The sequence below is a fragment of the Methylomonas sp. ZR1 genome (genome assembly GCF_013141865.1).
In the GTDB taxonomy this organism is placed as follows: domain Bacteria; phylum Pseudomonadota; class Gammaproteobacteria; order Methylococcales; family Methylomonadaceae; genus Methylomonas.
Genome location: NZ_RCST01000001.1, coordinates 1,131,317 through 1,152,168, shown reverse-complemented (window position 1 = coordinate 1,152,168; position 20,852 = coordinate 1,131,317). Strand labels below are relative to the sequence as shown.

Sequence of the window (20,852 nt, the reverse complement as noted above, 5' to 3'; positions counted from 1 at the left end):
GAAGATATTTGTTTTGTGAGTGGTTGATGTTTGTGTATAAAACCCGAGTGCTGACAGGTTCGTTGCAATCTTCGTGTAAAGATAGTTTTTTTGTCACATTTTAGATGATAGCCGTAAAAGTTGGCGTCCGACTTACAGGCTGTACCAATTTTGTACCAGAGCAGCATACCTAAATACAACGATTCAAGTATAGATTAGGTAGGTTTGGATTAAGCGAAGCCGGCAGTTTATTGATATAAAAGGTTATTGCCTTTAAAGTCAGGTTTAGTAATCAGCCGGTCGCGGGTTCGTGATTTCACCGGTGACTATAGAGGCTTGGGTTGAAAAACCTAGGCCTTTTTATTGCCTTCCGGCTTGCAGAGCCAAAATTGCATTAGACACAAGTTAATCGAATTGAACCGATTTTCTGTGAGAGTACTACCCTAATCGAATCTTGAACTGGCGGTAGGAGGACTTTTAGCGCCAGCAACTTCAAGCCACAATTAAATTCAGCAACACCGCTTCACGCCATTCCATTTACGCTGCGTTTCAGCAGCAAAAAACGCCTTTCGGCTTAAGGGTCGAAGCTGTTCCGCGTGATGTTCGTGGCAGTGTCGCAGATAGCGTTCATAAGCGGCATCGCCGTTTAGGTGGCGCCAGAATGATCGAAAAGACAGAATGAACGCGCTCATTACAGCCCCAATTAATCTTTACGCTGTGGTGCCAACTTGACGCATTCGAACATCAGATCGTCGAATTCGTCTTCGCTGTGTTTATTCGGATTATATTGCAATCCGCATTCGCGGTCTTCGCGGATATGTTTGATGTTGCCGTGTATCGACATCGCTACCCTCGATTCCGGCAGGATGATGGAAATCCGCAACTCGGCCTCTTCCACTGCTTGCCCCAGGGGTTCTTTCAAACGAATTTTAATGCCGCTGTAACTCATATCGACGACCTGGCCATCGATGATGATTTCACCGCCGGGCGGTGGCGGTTCGATAATGATGTGCGCCACGAGTCCTTCCGGATTAAAACGTATTCTGGTACGGTTTTCATTCTCCACTGCAATGCTCCATATTTTGGTCCTGAGAGTATAGGCAGAAACGCCGACACGGCAAAATTTATCTGACATCAATACTCTGCCGATTCGGCACTGGTGTGCGCCAATAGCGTTGCCGTTTGACACGTTCGGCTATCGGCTCAATTCTTTCAGGTCCACTATGCACCGAAATAGCGCCCTGTTCGGCCGTATTCAACCAAGCCATGCCAAGCTGGCTATAGCGTTCGATAACCTGGCGATGCGGAAAACCAAAACGGTTTTGATAACCGGCGGGAACCAAAATAAGCCTGGGATTAACTTTTTCAAGCAAAGCCAGGCTTGATGAAGTTTTGCTGCCATGGTGCGGTGCCAACAATACGTCGCTGGCAAGTTTGTCAGCGTACTCGCGCACCAACCAGTTTTCGGCTGTTTGTTCGATGTCGCCGGTCAGCAAAAAAACCTGCTGTGCGGAGCTTACTTGTAATACGCAGGAGTTATCGTTATCACCGATGAATCCCTGTTCCGGCGGGGACAGCACCTTAAATGTTACTTCATCCCAACGCCAGGTTTGTCCTGCCCGGCAATACTCGCCGTGTTCGCGTGCGGCCCATTCAGGAACGCTACTAAGGACCTTGTCTACCGGTAATTCGGCAAGTATCGAATCTGCACCGCCACTGTGATCATTGTCACCATGACTAATCACCAAGCCATCGACCCTAGAGATGCCCTGATCGCGTAAAAACGGCACAACCACTGAATCGCCCATGTCGGAATATTCTGAATAACGTGCGCCGGTATCAAACACCAGAGCATGTTCCGCAGTTTGCACCACGGCTGCTAATCCTTGACCCACGTCCAGCACAGTCAACCAAGCTTCACCGGGTTTCGGTTTTTCGACATCAACCAGTAATAGCGGGAAAAACAGTAAAGGGCTTAAATACCGGCATGGAAAACCCCTGGGCGCTAACAACAGCAGCACGCCAATGGCCGCCAGAACAATGGCATACCAAGGCGGCGGGAGGCAATAGACGCTGGCTAATGGTAGTTCGGCCATGTGCGACAGCACCCACCACAAGCCTTGCAAAACATAATCCAGAACTTGCAGCAACAGCGCCCCGAACGTCGGCCAGATAAACAGTAACACCACCGCCAGCAAGGCCGGTGGGACGATCAAGATGCCGATAACCGGCACCGCCAACCAATTGGCGACAGGCGATATCAACGATACTTGCTGAAAAAATACGATCAATAAGGGCGACAAGCCCACAGCTGTAGCCAATTGCGCGGCGCCGGCTTCGCGCCAGTAAGAAGGTCTGCCCAATCGACCCGCGGACACGTAAATCAATAATGCCACCGCCACGAATGACAGCCAAAAGCCAACCGATAGCACAGCCAACGGATCGAACAGCAAGACAGCCAGCAACGCCAGCAATAAAATTCGCATTGGCGCGGTGTTACGCTGCCACGCGATTGCTGCCAAAGCCACGCTGAGCATAATCACCGCACGTAGAGTGGGCACCGAATAGCCTGCCAAACCAGCATAAAACACCGCAGCCAGCCAAGCGCACAATGCGGCGGCTCGTTGCGGCGAAAAACTTAGTATCCCGGTCCAAGCCCAAAGCCGCCTAGTCCAAAGGTAAATCAGGCCGGCGATCAGACTGATATGCGAACCGGAAATCACGATTAAATGCACCACACCGGTGATTCTAAACACGCGCCATTGCTCTTGGGTGATTGCGTTTTGGCTGCCGATGGTCAATGCTTTTATGACACCCAACTGACCGCTGCCGGGCAAAGCAGCGTCCAGTCGATCAGCAATCGCTTGCCGACACCGAGCAAAATATTGACCGATACTCGGCGATAAGCTCACGATTTGCGGCGGCGGTTTGTCGCGCACATAACCCGTAGCACCGATATGGTTGGCAAATAACCACGCTTCGAAGTCAAAGCCGCCGGGGTTGAGGCGGCCGTGCGGCCTGCGCAACTTTACCCGGAACTCCCAGCCCTGTCCCGCAGCCAAGTTGAGCTTTGGGTAATACCAGCTCAGGCGAATTTTATCCGGAAAGTTGCCGGATGGCGTCGTGACAATAAAATCAAAATTGGTGCGCTGCTCTTGTTGTTGCGGCAGACTGGCGATATAGCCTTGAATTTTCACTTCCTGATTTTGATAGGTATCGGGGAGTTGTTGGGACAGCCGCCAGCTACCGAATAAACTCGCCCACAACACCCCAGCCAGCAGCGCGAAAAGCCGCCAATGGCGCCGATAAATCAACAACAAGCTGCTAACCCCCAAACCGATAAACTCAAACAGACTAGGCAAGCGGCTGAACTGTTGGACAGCAACAATTCCGGCCAGAAATAGCAAACTGCTCAGATTCATCGCCTCTCCGACCTATATTTATCCTGTATTAAACGCCTCATATTTCTACCACATAAACTCCGCCGCCAAGCGTATTTCACGCAGTCTAGCCGATTTTTTAAACTTGTCTGCGGCGCAACGGCTGTCATGGGCTGGTTGTTGTGACATTAATCCTGCAAAATAGCCGGTTGCCGTGCCTGGCAAATGTTGTTTTTTAAATTGATAACGCCTACGCCGCCCAACAGGCGGGCTGTCGCTAAATCTCCAACTGTTTACCCCATGCAAGAAACCCATTACCCGCTGATTGTCCGCCCGCGCTTTATCCTCAATGCCCGCAAATGGTGGCGCTTGTGCCATGTTTATCTGGCACTGAGTTTGGGGCTCATCTTCGCGCTGATCGGCTTGACCGGCAGTTTGAGTATTTACCGGGAAGAATTGGATAGCTTGCTCAATCCGCTATTGCGCGTCGATACCCCACAATCAACGGCTTTGTCGCCGGACAAAATCGTCGCTGCGGTACGTGCAGCCCATCCGGACCGGCACGGTGCCTGGACCTTGGAAATGCCGCGTACCCCGGAAGGCATGATCACCGCCTGGTTTGAAAAGCCCAAGGAAAGCGTAGACGCCTTTTATGCGCCTCTGATGGTCTCGGTCAATCCTTACACCGGCCGGGTTGCCGACAGCCGATTATGGGGCCAAACCCTGACGACCTGGGTGTTGGATTTACATACCCAACTGCAATTGGACGGCTTTGGCCGAAATGCGTTGGCGGTTTTAGGCGGCTTATTAATGTTGTCGGTACTCAGTGGTTTGTACTTGTGGTGGCCGGGCTGGCCCAAGTTGTGGCGCGCCTTTTCGCTGCGCCACGATGCCGGCTTGATGCGGCTAGTATTTGATTTGCACCGACTACTGGGCGTAGCCAGTTCCGGCTTTTTAATGTTGCTGGCCTTCACTGGTTTTCATCTGGCCTACCCTAGCCTGCTGGAGAACCTGACCGCCGCGTCCGGCATGGGACATGGTGACGCCGGCCCCAATGTGCGCAGCAGTGCCATCCCCAATGACAGGCCGACCAGTCTGTCGGAAGCAATCCTCGTGGCCCGCGGACCGTTTCCCAGCTCGGAAGTCCGACGTATTACCACCCCGGTTGGCGAGCTGGGGACGTATCGGATCAATTTGCGCCAACTTAACGAGATCAATCAACACCACCCGTTCACAACCGTCTGGGTGGACCGCTGGAGCGGACAAATTCGCGATGTGCAAAACCCCAGCCAATTCTCGGCCGGACAAACATTTACCACCTGGCTTTGGCCGCTCCATACCGGCGAGGCCTTGGGCGAAAGCGGCCGCTTGCTGTGGTTTTTTGTGGGATTGACGCCGACATTCCTGTTTTTGAGCGGCTTATTACACTGGTTACACCGGCATGGCTGGGTCGCGGATCGAGAAGTCAACCTGAAACAGGCGACAGACACGGTGACAACTGCTTGCATGACGACATTAAAACGCGCCGCCAAGGCAATTTTTAGGGTCGTGATCCCCGCTGCTAACCGTTTTTTGCAAAAAATCTACGGCCGAATCAGGTGGATAAAAAGACTAAAGTAGTGTTTTCAGCACCACTTCTTAAGGAAATAGCACTTTCGCTAATTCCTGAGTTTTTAAATATTGGCTTTGCAGGTCGGCAAATATCTCAGCCTGACAGGCCGGGCTGATGCTCAGCTTCTCAAAGGCCGAGACCGGCCAGGTTTCTTTATCGTCGAACACACTACCCACCATATGAGTCGCAGCGCCAACCAAAGCTGCCTGCCGCCAATAGCTGCCTTGATAACCCGGATTACGATGGTAACGAATAATCGCCACCAACGCTTCGGGTATTCCCCAGGAAACGGTCAGATGCGCCCCGACTTCGCAATAATCGGTATGCAGCAATTTGCGTAAGGCTTGATTCAAGTCCAATTCCGGATTGGCTTGTTTAAAACGCAGAGCCTGGTGGGTTTCTTCGGGCATGATGTCAGCCATGCACAGCAAACCGATATTGTGCAGAATGCCGCCGGTGTGCACGGTTTGCGGCAAGTGTTCATTGCCCCGCTCGGCCGCAAGCTCGTCGGCCAGCGCGCGGGCAGCGTGCGCCACCAGCATGGTACTGATCCAATAGCGTTTGATATCGAAACTTCGGCAATCCCTGATATTAAAAGGCTTCATCACCGCCAAACCGATACCGACACCCCGGACAATATTCAAACCCAGTTTCAAACAGGTTCTTTCCAATGACGTCACCGGTTCGCTGGAGTTGTTAAACCACGCTGAATTGGCCAAGGCAATCAGTCGCGACGAAATCGTCGCATGCCCCGCCAGAATCTTGGCTAACCGGGCATAATCCAGATTATCGTCGGACAAGGCTTTAACCACTTGATGAACGTCGTGCGGCAAAGAAGGCAGCCGTTTAATATCTGCAAAGCGTTCCGGCAATTCAAGATCAGTCATAATTGTTTCGATGAATATCGTTATGGGCTGGTTTGGAGTGAATAAATTCCAGCCGGAAATCTTTGTCAAACATGGCCGGCACTTCGGCGGCGGTCAGAGCTTGGCTAAACAAATAGCCTTGCACCACTTGGCAGCCCAAACCACTCATCACCATCGCTTGCTCTATGGTCTCCACGCCTTCCGCGACCAGCGAGAAATTCATCGCATTGGCCATGCCGATAATCGTACCGAGCAAAATCGGGGTTTGCGGATTGAACAACACGTCCTGAACAAAGGTTCGGTCGATTTTCAGACAATCCACCGGCAACTGCTTCAGCGACGCCAGCGACGAAAAGCCGGTGCCGAAATCGTCTATCGCAATTTTCACTCCTATGCCCTTCAGTTTTTTAAATATCTCTAAGTCTGCCGCCGTTTGCATGGCACTTTCCGTGACTTCGATTTGCAAATAGTGAGCCGGCAATTGGGTATGTTTGAGGATTTCCCGCAACGTGAACGGAAATTGCGGATCGCGGAAATGGCTTGCCGAGACGTTGACAGCCGTGGTGAATAACGGCAGCCCTTGATTTTGCCAGGCAATTAATTGTTCGCAAGCCTGTTGAATAGCCCAGTCGCTAATTTTACCGATCAAACCCAAAGCCTCGGCCAAAGGAATAAACTCGCCGGGCCCAAGCAAACCGCGCAACGGATGTCGCCAGCGCACCAAGGCTTCGAGACCTATCATTCGCCCATCCAACATACTTACCTGGGGCTGATAATACAATTGCAATTGCTGGTGCTCCAGCGCGTCGCGCAAGGTTTGCTCGTCTTGCATGCGCTTAATCGCCAGGCCCGTCATCTCCGGCCGATAGTAAGCGTAGCGCTGTTTGCCGGCGCTTTTCGCTGCGTACATGGCGGTGTCGGCGGCTTTCATCAAGTCGTGCTCGTTCTCGCCATCTTTTGGATAAATAGCAATACCGATACTGACGCGGGGCTTTAAATGGTGGGTATCCAAAATTAAAGGTCGGTTGATTTCCTGCAAACAGCGTTCGGCGATTTCCATGGCTTGAAATTCGTCGGTAATGCTGCTGGCGATGATACAAAATTCGTCTCCTCCCAATCGTGCAGCAAAGTCTTCTTCACGTACCACGCTTTGGATACGTTGGGCGATCGCTTTCAGAAATTGATCGCCGACGTTATGTCCAAAGCTGTCGTTGACATACTTAAATTCGTCCAGATCCAGGAATAGAAACGCAAACTCCAGCTTGCCGCGCGCCGAGGCTTTGATGGTCTGTTGAATACGCTTGTGATAATGCACACGGCTGGCCAGGCCGGTCAACTCATCGAAATACGCCAACTGATGGATGATTTTTTCCGATTGCTTTTGCTTGGAAATATCCTGCACAGTCCCGGTGACAAAACTCTGCTGTCCGCTGCTGATCATGGCCGTATCCTGGCGGACGCTGATGGGCGTTTCCAGATCCGGCCGCAAGCGGTACTCGACATACTCGACTTGTTCGCCCTGGGCAGCAGCTTCTATCAAGGTCTGCACTATTTTGCGGTCCGCAGCCTCAATTAAATTCAAATAGTTGCTGAGCTCTCCCCGAAAATAGTCGGCCGGCATTTGGCACATTTCCGCTAAAAACGGCGATATTTCGAATTTGTCCTGCCGCGGATCCCACGTCCAGTAGCCCAAACCGGCGATGCGTTGCGCAGCAGACAATTGCTGCTTACTGTTGCGTAATTCCGCCGTGTCATGGCTGGAACGCAGCAGAAAACGGATGTGATGAATCAACACCACATGATTAAGCGGTTTAATGATGAAGTCGGTAGCGCCGACCTTAAATGCCCGATTTATCGATTCGATGTCTTCCAAGCCGGTAGACATAATGATGGGAATGTCGGTCATGGCGGGGTTGGCGGACATGCGCCGGCAGGTTTCAAAACCGTCGATACCCGGCATAATCGCATCGACTATGACTAGATCAGGAATGGCCGTTTCAAGCAAGAGTAGCGCCGCTTCGCCACTCTCGGCCTCCACGACGTCGAAACCCGAGGCTTTTAACTGCTCGCCGGTAATCAATCTGAAGTTCGGATCGTCGTCTATCAGTAAAATTCGCTTGGCTTCCAGCGCTAGGTCGGTTACTCGCTTATCCATGCCGGCTTGCGGTGCATCGGGCTGCGCTACGCTGGCATGGGCAATAGCACGCAACTCGGCCAAAGCCGCCGGCAATTGCGCCTCAAATTCCGCCAGCAGTGCCGGAATTGCTGCAAGATCCGCTTGGCGGCCGGCAGTTTCCAGCAATCGGCAGGTTTTAGACAAATCCCTGGCACCCAGATTGGCACTGGACGATTTGAGGGCATGAGCCATATCGGCCAGCAAATCCGCCTGCCCATCGGCAGCGGCTTGTCTAAGTTTTTCGGCTGTTTCCGGCGCGGTTTGCAGATAGAGTGCGATGGCCTTGTTTAATAAACTTACCCCATTCGCATCGTAAATATCCCGAAGCTGAGCCAGATCGGCCTGGCAAATCGGTCCGGGGGGAAATTCGCCTGCCATCGCTGCGTCTTGATATGCCAGCGGAGCCGGCTCCAGTGCATTATCCGCAGCATTTGGCAGCCAATTTATCAATAAATGGCGCAGTTGCTCTTTGCTGAACGGTTTACTTAAATAGCCGTCCATACCAACCATTTCACACTGATCGTGTATGCCTTTTTGTACATCGGCGGTTAAAGCGATAATCGGAATTCGGGTCGAGGCCGTGGCTTGTTCATGCTCGCGAATTTTGACGGTTGCCGAAAAGCCATCCATAACCGGCATATGACAATCCATCAAAACCAAGTCGTAACGACGCCGACAGGCGGCTTGCAGTGCTTCCTGACCGTCTGCCACCACCTCCGCGATGCAGCCCATGCTTTCTAAGAAGCTTTTGACCACTTCCTGATTAACCAAGTTATCCTCGGCCACCAAAATGCGCCCGGATAACTTAATTTGCTCCGGTGTAACAGCGGAAGGCGCCGCTTGTTCCAAGGGTGCGAACGTGGCGATTTCCAGCAAGCAATTCAGCAGACGTTGTTGAAAAACCGGTTTGTTCAAATAAAAGCTGATGCCGTATTCGTGGGTCAGGCCGGTTTTAATGCTGACATTTTCGGAGCTGAGCATGATTAAAGGCAGCTTGGGAATACGCTGGTCGCGTTGAATGGCCTTGGCCAGCGTCAAGCCGTCCATCACCGGCAAATGCCAATCCAGCAGAGCAACTTGAAACGGATTATTTAAAGTAGCCGCCTCGACCAATAGCTTTAGCGCCCTGGGGCCGCTATCGACGGTCGTAACATGGGCGCCCCATAGCGAAACTTGATCGTGGAGTATGTCGCGGTTTATCGCATTGTCATCCACTACCAAGATGTGCAGACCTTCCAACGCGCTGGTATCGGCACGTTCGATGTCGGTCTGGATGCCCAATCCCAATTCTAAGTCAAAGTAAAACCGGGAACCCCGACCGATATTACTTTCCAGTCCCAGACTACCGCCCATTAATTCGACTAATTGCTTGGAAATGGTCAAACCTAAACCGGTCCCGCCATAACGCCGGGTAATGCTGCCGTCGGACTGGGTGAAACTATCGAAAATTTCCGCCTGACGCTCAGCGGCAACCCCTATGCCGGTATCGATTACTTCGAATAATAATCTGACTTTATCGCGTGCGGTATTTTCCGGAACACTCACCTTAAGCTGCACATCGCCTTCTTCGGTAAACTTGATGGCATTGCTCAGCAGGTTAACCAGCACCTGCCGTAATCGTTCCGCATCGCCTTGCACAATAAAATGCATTTGGTGCGGCAGATTCAATATCAGTTCCAGGCCCTTACGGTGGGCTTGCTCCGCCATCATTTCCACGGTGTCTTCCAATAAGCGGCGCAGATCGAACTCCTGAACGATCAACTGCAATTTGCCGGCTTCGATTTTGGAAAAATCGAGAATATTATTGATGATGCTGAGTAGCGAATTGGCAGAACGGTAGGCGGTATCGGCAAATCTGGTTTGCCGATCATCCAAACCGGATGACATCAACAACTCGGTCATGCCCAACACGCCATTCATCGGCGTTCTGATCTCATGGCTCATGGTTGCCAAAAATTGCGACTTGGCTTTACTGGCTTGTTCGGCTTGCTCTTTGGCGGAGAGCGCTTCGGCGATGCTGATACTCAGCTCTTGATTTTTTTCTTCCAATTGCTGGGTACGTTCGATAACTTGCCTTTCCAAAGAATCTCGGTGCATGGCTAGTTGATCATCTCTGAACTGGATTTCGGCTAGCATGGCATTGTACACATCGGCTAAATCGCCGAATTCGTCGTTGCTGGTCTTGTTAATCCGATGCGAAAAACTCTTCTCATGTCCAACCGATTGCATGGCATCCATCAGTTTGAGTAGGGGCGCCAAAAATATTTGCTGCAATTTGGTGGTCAACATACCGATTAAGACCATGGTAAATATTACGATCAAACCCATAGTCGAATAAAACGCTTTTAATATGGCGTAGAAGCCGCTTTGGTCATCCACCAAATGCAATACCCCTACGACGTCACCATCCAGTTCTATCGAACGGACAAAATGCAGATTATTGTCGTCATCGTATTTGAATACGCTTTTTTCCCCAGACTTACCAACAATATTATTGGTATAAGGAAATAAGCGCTCATACCAATAAGCGAAAACTTCGCCGATAAAACCATATAGGCTTTCAGAGCTGGGAAGAGATTTCGCATCGTTTAAAACCGCGGAAGCTTTTTCCGCATCCCAATGACTAACACCCAGTTTTTGCGAGTGATAGTCGGCAAATAACTTGCCTTGCTTATCATATAATTCGGCATTTAATATGCTGTCCCGGGTTTTCATACTATTTAACATAGTATTAGCCGAGACAGTATCTTCAAAAACCAGTGCCGCTGAAATATTCGACGCAATAATATTGGCAATTAATACCAGCTGCTGCTCGGTATCTTTCTTTTTTGCATAATATTCATTCACAACAATCGCAGTGCTTGCCGAAAACAGCGTCAACACAGCGATCAAAGTCATAATAAAGACTAGCTTGATCTTGATAGGCGCATTGTTAAACCATTTAAACATGCGATTATCTCTCCTAATTATCGCCGACAATTTTCGCTAAGCGCAGAAGGCTGGAACTAATCGTTAGCCCCGAGCTTTTGACCGTGGCAAGATTGATATGTAACTGTATTTTTCCATCGGTATTCACCATAGCCACCATGCCCCCCGATTCGATAAAATTGGCTTCTTCACCTATCGTCAACACCGGAAACTGCCTGGTATCTAAAAAAACTTGCGACAAAACACTATTGGATAATTCGCTTAAAAACAGAATATGACATTGATTTAAATTGCGTAACTTATCCGAATTAATTATTTTAATCACTCTATCTCCAACTGCTTTACCGCTAATTGAATCAAAAGATTGCAGTAATGCATTGTCTCCTACCAAACAAACCTGCAGGTTATTTCCGGAATTGGCAAACGCCTGCTCCGGCCATTGCGTAAAGCGCGCAAAATTAAGCGTCAATGCGGCCAACACCGTATATTGCTCAAGCGCCAACGGCGCCGCGCAAGACGCGCTTGAACTAAATAACATTAATGCCAACAGATAAATTTTTATTGCGTTTTGCATATCCGTCGCAACAATAATCCAACTAAATAGAAAAAATGCAAAACAGTCTACCTGCCAGCGGCATCAGAAATTCCAACTGATTTTTCCGTACATACCCCTATCAATAAATGTTGTCAGTACCAGGTTTTCCTGTTGATATTCCAAGTGGCTATTAGTTAATAAGTTTTGGCCTACCAATGATATTTCCAGATCAGGTTCGGGGCGCCAGGCCAAGCGCGCGTCCATCGTCACATAATCGGGTATGTAACTGTTGCCGGAAGCTGTTGCTGCGGCATTGTTGCCGACGTAGCGAAACCAAATATCAAAGTCCAAATCCGGCCGAATATTGACCGCACTGCGTAAATTCATGCGCTGCTGCGGACTAATGCCCACCACCGCCATAGCGGTTTGCGGCACTTCGGTTTTAAGCACGCTGTAATTGGCGTCCCACCGCCACCAGTCCAGCATTTGCCAGACAGTCGAGACTTCGACACCATAGGTCTTGGCTTTTAAATTATTACTAAAGGGTAAAGGCTGGACCAACACACCGCGAATAGGATCGAAATAAACGGCGCCTTGGGAAGCGTCGCGCATGTGCGCGTAATCGTTATAAAACGCCGTCACATCCACCGATACGGATTTGATCATGGTGGTGCGGTAACCCACTTCGTAAGCAATCACATCTTCGCTACGCAAGCTTGTGTTACCCTCCAGCGCCAGTTCCACCGGTATAAAAAATGGCGATGACGGCGGCACAACCGCCGTGGTTAAGCGCATATTGGCTTCGCCGCGCGAGGGCGTGCGCACTGCTCTGGATACCCCGGCCCAAAGCCGATGATTCAGCGCCGGCGCCCACATTAATCGGGCGGTGGGCTGGCCTTCAAAGCCGGTGAAATCGTTATGTTCAAATTTGTTGCCCAAGGTCAACCACAGCGTTTGGTCTATCAATTCCATTTCATCCTGGACGAATGCGCTGAATAACTGATTTTTCCGGTGGGCAGGAGACATGCTGAATATAGTGCTACTTTCAAGGCGATCCGAGGTTAGTTGGTAACCCAGCCCCCAAATCAATTCATGGCTATCAAACAAGCCGAAGCGATGCTGAAAATCCAAGTCAAAAGTATCCCGCCCTTCGGACATCCAGTCCTCATTGCGCCGATAGTAGTCGTAAAACAATTGTAGAGACATGTCGGACTGGGTGGAAAACGTGTGCTGCCAACGCCCCATGATATTGCCGCCGTAGGCTTCGGCTTTATCACGGAAAGTTGTACTGTAGGGCGCTAAAATACTGGGCTTAGACAACACTTGATTGAGATGACTGTGATAAAGATCGCCCTGAAATTTAAGTTCGTCTGCTGACGACAACTGAGAATCTATGCGAAACCCGCCCTGTACTTTGTCCCAATCGTCGCCGGCGCCATGGCCTTGGGCATTGGTATTTTGATCGCGTTTGAACCCCTTGGCATAAACCCGGCCCGTCGTATCCTCGCCCAACTTGCCGCCGTAGCGAAATGCGCCAAACCCCTGTTCCTCAGTACCGCCGCCGGCAGCCACCAGACCGCCTTGTGTTTTCGAGCTGTGTTTGGTGATGATGTTGATTACACCGTTTACCGCGTTTGCGCCCCACAGCGTCGCGCCAGGGCCTCTAATCACCTCAATCCGTTCGACATCCTCCATCATCACATCCTGGTTTTCCCAGTAGGTACCGGAAAACATGCGGCTATAAGTATTGCGACCATCGATCAATACCAGTAACTTGTTGGAGAAACGCGCATTAAAGCCCCGGGAACTGACTGCCCACTTGTTCGAATCGATACGCGCCACGTCAAGGCCCGGGGCCATGCGCAGTGCCTCGGGAATACTGGTCGCGCCCGTTCGTTTGATGTCATCGTTGGTAATGACAAATATCGCGGCCGCGGAATCGTTCAGTGCTTGGGCTTTTTTGGACACTGAAGTCACTTCAACATTCAGCAAGTCTTCCACATTCAGCTCAAGTGCGTCTTGAGATGCAGCCTGCAAGACGCAGGCGTGACCAGTTAATACAAAAAATCCGGCAATATATTTTTTCATAGGGTCTTATGAGCAGTACTTTGAGTCATTCAATCTTTATTAATCAGCAATCCCGGATACCTGGATTGCGACTCCGGCATGCGGTTTGACTATTAACCAGCCTTCATATCGACAGCGAGGGACATTCCCGCAGCTTGGGGGGCCTTATAGGCCGCGAAGGGAATCAGTCCGGATTCGCAGGAACAGCAATATTTGAGGATCGGGCTAACCATAAAGCATGGCTTGTCATGATCGTTTCGACATTGTTTTGCAATGTGGGCAAGTCTAGCTCAATTATCGAATTCAGACAGATGATGGGGCAGGCATGAAAGGCTTCCGTATCCATACTCGGCCAAGCCGGAAAAAAATGCCCCGACTCGGCCGCAGGAAAATCATGGGAAATCTTTGTTTCAAGCCAGGAAATTAAGTTGCTGCACGCTGCCGGCTTGGCCTTGTTCGGTTAAATAGATACCGCTACTGGCAATTTCACCCAGCGCTTGATTGGCGGTGTCTTTTAGTTGAAACGGCGTCGTCAAGTGACCTAAGTAAATCGCGCCAACATTTTTATCACCCAACGCCAATAATTGCTGCGACCCGTCATCATGCCGTTGCCAGATCCGCAGTTGTTTGTAAACGGCATCGCCGGCGTCGATAAACTGATTGTTATCGTCGTCATAAGCCGCTAAGTCTGCAAAGCCATTGCCGCTGCGCGGACCGAACAATTCCGAACCGTCGTTGATCAGGCCATCCTGGTTTTTGTCCAATGCCAGCAGACCGCTGCCGGCTTTCAAACCGGCTATTTGATCCAAACGACCATCGGCGTCGATATCGAATTGAAATTGGCTACCGCTTAACTCTGCGGCATTACCATCGAAATTGATAACCAAAGGATCGGTTTTCACCGCGTCGCCGGCGCGGATACTGAGATTGGATTCGGTATAAAAGCTGCGGCTCATCGACAAGGACACTGAAAAACTCAGCGTTTGCCCATCCCGGGTAGTGATACTACCTTCGGCGCTGAAATTAGTCGTTTCGCTTTCGAAATAAGACTCGGATTTTTCGTAGACCAGTCCATACCCTTCGCGCTCGGGGACGGATGTTGCCGGTGCTTGCTGCGGGGCCTGAATGGTCACAGAGTCGGCTTGCCCCTTGAGATCATCCGGTGCGAATAATTCAAAGTCGCGGCCGGTAATCTCCTTGACCATGCGTCTAATGATTTGCAACAGCAGATTATCTTTGGAACTGAGCGCCCTATCGGCATCCAGGGTTTGCGCAGCGGTTGCCGAAGTTTGCGCCGACCGGCTGAGATCAAAGGAATCTTGAATGACTTTGCGCGCGGTTTCGGGACGAGTCTTTCGCGCTGTATTGGGGGTATCTTCCGGCTTATCGATCCAGACCCGCAGCGATTCGTTGCGTTTACTGATCTGTTGCGCTTGATGTTGACTTTGCAGGTGGACGGCGGAATTCTGGATAATCATGGCAACCCCCATAGCTCGACTGGTGTGAGCTAAATATCGGCTGCGGCCCTGAAATATTAAATATTTAGTTTGTCTTCTATTTTTTGCTTGTAGTTTAGGAAATGGGCGGCTTGTAACTGCTCGTTTCGGTCTGTTCCCAACAAACGACAAGGTACATCTATTTCGGTGATGTGAAACGGATAGTCGTCGCGGTTTTTCCGATAGCCCAGTATGTGGGCGCGGATCGGTTTGAAGCTATCGACGTTGGCAACGGAAAACTTTTGTTCGTTACAGTAAATCGCAATAGCACCGTCCTCCTCGGTCGCTATCCGGACTCTCAGATCCATCACACTGCCGCCAAGTTTGACCGGTACGGCCTGACAGGACAACACCCCCGCCGAGTTTCGCTGAATTTCATAAAATTTGACACTCAAACCATCCGGCAATTGCGCGCGCGCCAGCAAGGTGCCTAAAAACACGGAATAGTGCGTGATGACGTGCTCAGGATTGGCATTGCTATGCTGATGGACAAACAGCGCGCCTTTTTCATCAAGCACATAAACACCCACGTGTTTGCTGGTTGCATGATAAAAAACCTGAATCACATCAGCCAAATTCTGCGTATATAAAGACGGAATATAGGTTTGATCCAATACGTAGGCATCAAAAAATACTGCGGAAAATTGCGGATTAGGCTTGGCTAATTCATGCAGCAGTTGATTTTGCGTGTCCAGCCGGTAATAGCCCAGGCTGCCGTTTCTGAGTTGGAACAAGCCATAACCGGTCTCGGCAGCCACGATATAGCGCTGCAAGCCGTCCCGAGCTGATGCAAAAAATTTTAGCAAATTGCCGAACAAAGATTCGATGCGCAAGAGGATGCTTTTGCCGCGTACCGGGTTGTAACATAGCGCTTGGAGTTTATCGGCAGACAAGGGCGCGGCGCTGTTATTGAACACATCAACGAGGCAGTTAAAAACCCCCTCTATACCTATATAGCGCTGCAAACTGACCTCACCCCAACTGGATACGGATAGGCGCTGGACGCTCTGGATGAAACACTGGCGGCTGTCACCATAACTCAAGGGGTCTGAGCGTTCGCTCATCACCAACTGTTGATTGTTCGCGTCAATCGCCAAACTTTCGCCGAGGTTTATCAGTAACAAGGACGACGAGACGCGATTCGGCTCGCCGTAAACCTCCAGATCGTTCTCCCTGCCAGGCAAATAGCGGCTTAGAAACGCATTTAACTCATTAAACAGTTGATATAAATCATTATTGGCAATTTTAAGATTGGGAGTCACCAGTTGCAGATTGAGCGACTTTTTGTACAAGCCGTTTACCACGGCCCAGCATAAAACTTCGAGCAAGCTCTCGCCGGATTTAATCGCGCTTTCCAGAGAGGCTTTCTGTGACGCCGCTCGGTCATCGTATAAACACCAGCGAGGCGGCGCGTCGTCAGTCAGGACTTCCACAGCTATCAACAAATCGGGTTTGGCATGGACAGTGGTTCTGGTGGTGAGCACCTCGATTTTGTCGGGACGTAAATCCAGGGTGGCCCGCAATTTCCGGCCGATCAATTTCAAGTCTCTGTTTTCCCGCTGCGCCTGATCCAATGGCAAACCGGAAAACTTTAAAATCATCCGCAGACATTGTTGCAATTGATCGCGAATCACCACGTGCTCGACACTGGCTTTCTTAATGTCCCAAAATTTTTGGCTGGCTAAATTGTCCAGCAAATCCTCCGGCCATTCCCATTGATCTGCCACACTATGCAGATAATCTTCACGCTGCAAGCGCACTCTATTCTCCGTGAGATTATCGGACGCGGCCATGATCTTCATGTAAAAACATTCCCGAATCAGATTCAAGCGGCGTTTGGACTGAGCCTGGCGCAGATAGGCATCCACTTTGCGGTACATCAGCAGGTAAGGATCCAGGCTTTCGACACTGAAATCGCCTTGATACACCGCCTGCTTCAATGACAGACACAGCCACTGCGGTTCGGGAAATTCGCTGGCATAACTTTCCATCAGCAGCAGCTTCAACAAGGACTTATGCGGGGATGTCAAAGACTTGTAGATATGCCAAAGCGTCGCACTGACGAATTCCGCCATCGGCATATCTTCTAGGCCGCCGAAATCGACGACGTCGGTTTCGGAGATAAACCGGTTTTCCAGCAAATGGGCGACATATTGCTTATAGTATTTTTCCTGTTGCGGCGGCACCAACCACCAGACCGGTATCCGCCCGGCGATGTAAATCGAGGTGCGGTAAAACTCTTCCAATAACAGATAATGTTGCGTTTCGCCGCTACTCTCTTTAGAGATCGGCGTATTTTCGCCGCGCAAAAACTGCACCGCATCAACCAGAAAAAAATGCGTCTCAATTTTTAAGGTCGCCGCCCATTTTTCCACTTCCTGGGCTTTTTGCCGCAATTCGTTTAATTCATCCGGCGCCAAAGTGGATGAATGGCAAAGCCAAATATCAATATCGCTGTTTTTCGAAAACGCCATACTCCCGACGCTACCCATCAAAAAAATCGCCTGGATAGGATAGTGTCTTAAGGCCTTGCGCTTGTAGACAAAGCCTTTGGAAAACTGCTTGGCAACATCTATAGTCTGCTTGTTGGGCGTGTAATCGGGAATACCCGCCGGGCCTTCCAGCGACACGAAACCGGGCAACAAGGGATGATTTTGATGAAACAGTAACGGCAGCAGCTTTAAGAAATCCTGTTGGCGCGGCTGCAAAAAACTTTGTACATGTTGCAAACGCAACTGATTGAAGTGCTTGAATCGTTGGGCAACTGCATATAGATCTTTTTTACTGATCTCTTCGCCCGGCGCGCCTAAATGGATGGGTAGGAATCGATTGGTCAAAACGGCCGCGCCTAAATCAAGTGTAAGGCCAGTATAGAAGAATCAAACCGGCTTGTGAAAATTAAGCTGGACGAAGCGCCCGTTACCGTCATCAAAACTGGTAAAACGGGTTAAACAGGCGTGCGGCAAATCGATATGAAAACTTTGGGTAACCGGCAGCTTGAAGGCTTCCGCGAATATTGCTCTGATCACACCGGCATGGGTTACTACCAGCACGCGGCGTCCGGCCTGCACAGCCAATAAACTTTCCCAGCCCTTCCTGACGCGGGCGGCGAATGCTTGGTAGCTTTCCGCATTCGGCGGGGTGAAATGGACGGGGTCTTTATAAAATGCCGCCAGTGCGTCGGGCCAGCGACTGGAAATTTGCTCGGCGGTTTGGCCTTCCCAAGCGCCGAAATCAATTTCACGCCATGCCGGTTCGATGACCAAATCCTGTTGCTGTTGTTCGCACCAGGCCGCGGCAAAGGAACGACAACGGCGTAGCGGCGAGCTGATCACCACATCCCACTGTCCTGCCCCGCATTGACCATACATCTGCCGCCAACCGCGTTCGGTCAGCGGATCGTCGGTGATTCCGCGATAATACGAACCACCACGGGCTTCGCCGTGTCGCAGAAAATCGATTACGGTCGACTGATGCATCGCGATGGAATCAAGTGTTCAAGGTATCCATCAAATCGATCATGAACTCCATTTCCTCGTCTTCGATCCGTTGCCATGCCCTAAAGCCCAGGGCATTCAACACCCCACCGCCTTTTTCATCCTTATCCATCTCCAGTAATATTTTTTGAATGTCGGCGCGGCGATTCTGTAATCTCGGCCCTATCATCAAAGAATGGTAGATGACGCTTATTTGGCTACGCACCAAGATCCGCAGCTGTTTTTTAATCACACCGGACAGGTTGTCATAGGCCTCCGCCAGAATGATGCCGACATCCGCTTCGCCTTTCAGCAGGTGTTTGGCCACCAAAACATGATTGTCCGATAACAACGGGACGATATTCCCGGCGTGCAAATCCGCGGGCTCCAACATAATCATGCCCATCAGGCGCACATCCGGATCGTCGGTGAAAGCCACCCGAGTATTCGGTTGTAAGTCGGCCACATCGTTGATATTACTGTCGGCGTTAACGGCAATGATCGCTTCGTCGGATTCGCCCTGGGCGCGTACCAGCGGCAAAAAACCTTTCTCTCGGACCAGCATGGCGGCATCGAAGGGGTTGGCGTAAATCAAATCGATCTTATCGGCTGCGATGGCCTGATGCAGGTCTTGATAGTGATTGTACATTTCCAAATGGATGGCCTCGGCGCTCTGCTTTTGCAACCAAGTGTTGAATATATACCAACCCGACAGGTGGTCTGGGGCAAAATCCGGGCTGACTGTAAACATGTAAGACATGATGCTCCCCAATTAACTAAGTGTCGGATACAGTGCGATGCATTCATCGACTTTACTGCGCGAGGGTTTGCGGCGCACCGAGGTATAGCCAACCACCTTGCCGCCGCGCACATTCGGAATGACCGTGGCTTTTACCCAATAATAACCGCCGTCCTTACGCAAGTTTTTCACGAAGCCTTGCCATTTTTCACCGCGTTGCACCGTATCCCATAAGTCTTTAAACGCAGCGGACGGCATGTCCGGGTGCCTGAGAATACAATGCGGTGCGCCGATTAACTCCGCTTCGGTATAGCCCGACATTTCCACAAATGCGCGATTGACGTGGCTGATGATGCCATCCGGCGTTGTGGTGGAAACAATCAACTTGCCGTCGGGATACGGCGTTTCAAGCTCGGTGTACAGCACTTTTCTGGATTTGCCGTCGCAATAGGTAAGCGTTGCTTCCTGGTACTCGCCAATGATGTCTTCGGGCTTCATATCAACGATCATGATTTACTCCGGGTTGCCGGTTAGGGTTTACAGCATTTCGGAAATACTCTCTGCCGCACGCTTCACATCAAGAAAGATGAGTCCGAGCTTGGCGTTGGGTTTAGCGAGTACGGTAAGCACGGCTTCATTACCGGCATAGGTCATTAGCACATAGCCCCTGGCACCTTTGATCAACACCTGTTCCAAATTGCCGCGATTTAATTCTTGGGCCGTTCTATCGCCCAAAGACAACATCGCCGCACTCATAGCGCCCACTCGATCCTCGTCCATACCGGCTGGCAACACCGACGCCATCATCAGACCGTCGGTGGAAATCACACCTGAGGCTTCTATATCCGCCGAAGTACCGTTCAGCTCGTTTAAAACCGACGTCAGCATGTCTGCTTTCATAATCTAATTCCTATTCGTTAATGGGTGATATGCGATCCGCTTAATTGGCAGCATCAGCGGCTTTGCTTAAATAACGGGTGATTAAAGCCCAGGCCAGGGTTACAAACTCCGCTTGGTTAAAATGCGGTACGCCGCTGATCGCCAACACGAAACGGTGCTTACCGACGAACATCGGCCAAAAGCCGATTTGACTATTACCGAACGGATCGACAATGGCCCAGGCGTGGCTGGAAATGCCCATATTGTTTATCAATAATCCGGAACGGCGTTTATGCACGGTTGCCAGTTCCGCGCTGAGCGCGGACAATTCTTCGGCGACCTCATGCGGAAAACCGCTACACGCCAGATAAAACCCTTGGTCATCTGCCAATAGCACTTTGCCGCTCTCGGAAATCGATCCCAATAAATCCGGCAACATCGTCTCAAGCGCAGCCTGTGGCGCCTGTAAAGGCGTGTCTACGCCTTGCACCCAACCTAGCTTTTGGCAGTACAGCAACAATTGCAAGGCTTTGTCCTCGTCATCGATTTCCATCAATGTTTGCAACTGCGCGATAGTCAGTGCCGGAGTCTGTTCCTGTTGCAGCAAGCGGATTAAAAACCGCCGGGGTTTATCGTTTTCGGGCGACGAGACAGCGTAGTAAGCACCAGCGGGAGTAGGATAGAGATACAGCCCGTTAATCAGATCAAATCTTTCCATG

At 50.6% G+C, this 20,852-nt stretch carries 15 protein-coding genes; 1 reads left to right on the top strand and 14 read right to left on the bottom strand.

Annotation, left to right across the window (positions count from 1 at the left end; genetic code table 11):
• Positions 1–488: 488 nt before the first annotated feature.
• The 3 genes from DDY07_RS05105 to DDY07_RS05095 form a co-directional block, all read right to left on the bottom strand.
• Entirely contained in the window at positions 489–671 is a 183-nt protein-coding gene (locus tag DDY07_RS05105; protein WP_171695046.1) for a YbdD/YjiX family protein, read from the bottom strand.
• 11 nt (positions 672–682) lie between these two features.
• Positions 683–997, bottom strand: coding sequence for a PilZ domain-containing protein (locus tag DDY07_RS24280; protein ID WP_231499555.1), 315 nt, complete (start codon positions 995–997; stop codon positions 683–685).
• 106 nt (positions 998–1,103) lie between these two features.
• The gene (locus tag DDY07_RS05095; RefSeq protein WP_171695044.1) at positions 1,104–3,401 is read right to left on the bottom strand and encodes a DNA internalization-related competence protein ComEC/Rec2; all 2,298 of its coding nucleotides are present in this window, start codon (positions 3,399–3,401) and stop codon (positions 1,104–1,106) included.
• Between the two features lie 258 nt (positions 3,402–3,659).
• On the opposite strand from DDY07_RS05095, the gene DDY07_RS05090 reads away from it, so the two are divergent.
• Positions 3,660–4,979 (top strand): PepSY domain-containing protein, encoded by a 1,320-nt coding sequence (locus DDY07_RS05090; RefSeq protein ID WP_171695043.1) that lies wholly within the window; start codon positions 3,660–3,662, stop codon positions 4,977–4,979.
• A gap of 18 nt (positions 4,980–4,997) precedes the next feature.
• Here DDY07_RS05090 and DDY07_RS05085 read toward each other — a convergent pair whose 3' ends face one another.
• The 11 genes from DDY07_RS05085 to DDY07_RS05035 form a co-directional block, all read right to left on the bottom strand.
• Entirely contained in the window at positions 4,998–5,858 is an 861-nt protein-coding gene (locus DDY07_RS05085; protein ID WP_051670511.1) for an HDOD domain-containing protein, read from the bottom strand.
• A complete protein-coding gene (locus DDY07_RS05080) occupies positions 5,851–10,962 on the bottom strand; it encodes an EAL domain-containing protein (protein WP_171695042.1) in 5,112 nt (1,703 codons plus the stop codon). Before DDY07_RS05080 ends, DDY07_RS05085 begins: the two co-directional genes overlap by 8 nt.
• A gap of 13 nt (positions 10,963–10,975) precedes the next feature.
• Positions 10,976–11,443 (bottom strand): YfiR family protein, encoded by a 468-nt coding sequence (locus DDY07_RS05075; RefSeq protein WP_165385965.1) that lies wholly within the window; start codon positions 11,441–11,443, stop codon positions 10,976–10,978.
• A 135-nt stretch (positions 11,444–11,578) separates the two neighbouring features.
• On the bottom strand, positions 11,579–13,564 hold the full coding sequence (locus tag DDY07_RS05070; protein WP_171695041.1) for a TonB-dependent siderophore receptor: 1,986 nt from the start codon (positions 13,562–13,564) through the stop codon (positions 11,579–11,581).
• A 389-nt stretch (positions 13,565–13,953) separates the two neighbouring features.
• Positions 13,954–15,021, bottom strand: a complete 1,068-nt coding sequence (locus tag DDY07_RS05065; protein ID WP_253734406.1) for a hypothetical protein — start codon at positions 15,019–15,021, stop codon at positions 13,954–13,956.
• Between the two features lie 56 nt (positions 15,022–15,077).
• Positions 15,078–17,876 (bottom strand): class I adenylate cyclase, encoded by a 2,799-nt coding sequence (locus DDY07_RS05060; protein ID WP_171695039.1) that lies wholly within the window; start codon positions 17,874–17,876, stop codon positions 15,078–15,080.
• A gap of 42 nt (positions 17,877–17,918) precedes the next feature.
• A complete protein-coding gene (locus DDY07_RS05055) occupies positions 17,919–18,518 on the bottom strand; it encodes a histidine phosphatase family protein (RefSeq protein ID WP_171695038.1) in 600 nt (199 codons plus the stop codon).
• 10 nt (positions 18,519–18,528) lie between these two features.
• Positions 18,529–19,275, bottom strand: a complete 747-nt coding sequence (locus DDY07_RS05050) for a phosphate/phosphite/phosphonate ABC transporter substrate-binding protein (RefSeq protein ID WP_033159325.1) — start codon at positions 19,273–19,275, stop codon at positions 18,529–18,531.
• Positions 19,276–19,287: 12 nt separating this feature from the next.
• A complete protein-coding gene (locus DDY07_RS05045) occupies positions 19,288–19,764 on the bottom strand; it encodes a PAS domain-containing protein (RefSeq protein WP_033159326.1) in 477 nt (158 codons plus the stop codon).
• Positions 19,765–19,791: 27 nt separating this feature from the next.
• Positions 19,792–20,154, bottom strand: coding sequence for a roadblock/LC7 domain-containing protein (locus DDY07_RS05040; RefSeq protein WP_101052602.1), 363 nt, complete (start codon positions 20,152–20,154; stop codon positions 19,792–19,794).
• Positions 20,155–20,194: 40 nt separating this feature from the next.
• Entirely contained in the window at positions 20,195–20,851 is a 657-nt protein-coding gene (locus DDY07_RS05035; protein WP_101052600.1) for a hypothetical protein, read from the bottom strand.
• Position 20,852: the final 1 nt, after the last annotated feature.

Coding starts and splice junctions, on each gene's coding strand:
- DDY07_RS05105 (WP_171695046.1), bottom strand. CDS start 671: ATGAGCGCGTTCATTCTGTCTTTTCGATCATTCTGGCGCCACCTAAAC.
- DDY07_RS05095 (WP_171695044.1), bottom strand. CDS start 3,401: ATGAATCTGAGCAGTTTGCTATTTCTGGCCGGAATTGTTGCTGTCCAA.
- DDY07_RS05090 (WP_171695043.1), top strand. CDS start 3,660: ATGCAAGAAACCCATTACCCGCTGATTGTCCGCCCGCGCTTTATCCTC.
- DDY07_RS05085 (WP_051670511.1), bottom strand. CDS start 5,858: ATGACTGATCTTGAATTGCCGGAACGCTTTGCAGATATTAAACGGCTG.
- DDY07_RS05080 (WP_171695042.1), bottom strand. CDS start 10,962: ATGTTTAAATGGTTTAACAATGCGCCTATCAAGATCAAGCTAGTCTTT.
- DDY07_RS05070 (WP_171695041.1), bottom strand. CDS start 13,564: ATGAAAAAATATATTGCCGGATTTTTTGTATTAACTGGTCACGCCTGC.
- DDY07_RS05065 (WP_253734406.1), bottom strand. CDS start 15,021: ATGATTATCCAGAATTCCGCCGTCCACCTGCAAAGTCAACATCAAGCG.
- DDY07_RS05055 (WP_171695038.1), bottom strand. CDS start 18,518: ATGCATCAGTCGACCGTAATCGATTTTCTGCGACACGGCGAAGCCCGT.
- DDY07_RS05050 (WP_033159325.1), bottom strand. CDS start 19,275: ATGTCTTACATGTTTACAGTCAGCCCGGATTTTGCCCCAGACCACCTG.
- DDY07_RS05045 (WP_033159326.1), bottom strand. CDS start 19,764: ATGATCGTTGATATGAAGCCCGAAGACATCATTGGCGAGTACCAGGAA.
- DDY07_RS05040 (WP_101052602.1), bottom strand. CDS start 20,154: ATGAAAGCAGACATGCTGACGTCGGTTTTAAACGAGCTGAACGGTACT.
- DDY07_RS05035 (WP_101052600.1), bottom strand. CDS start 20,851: ATGGAAAGATTTGATCTGATTAACGGGCTGTATCTCTATCCTACTCCC.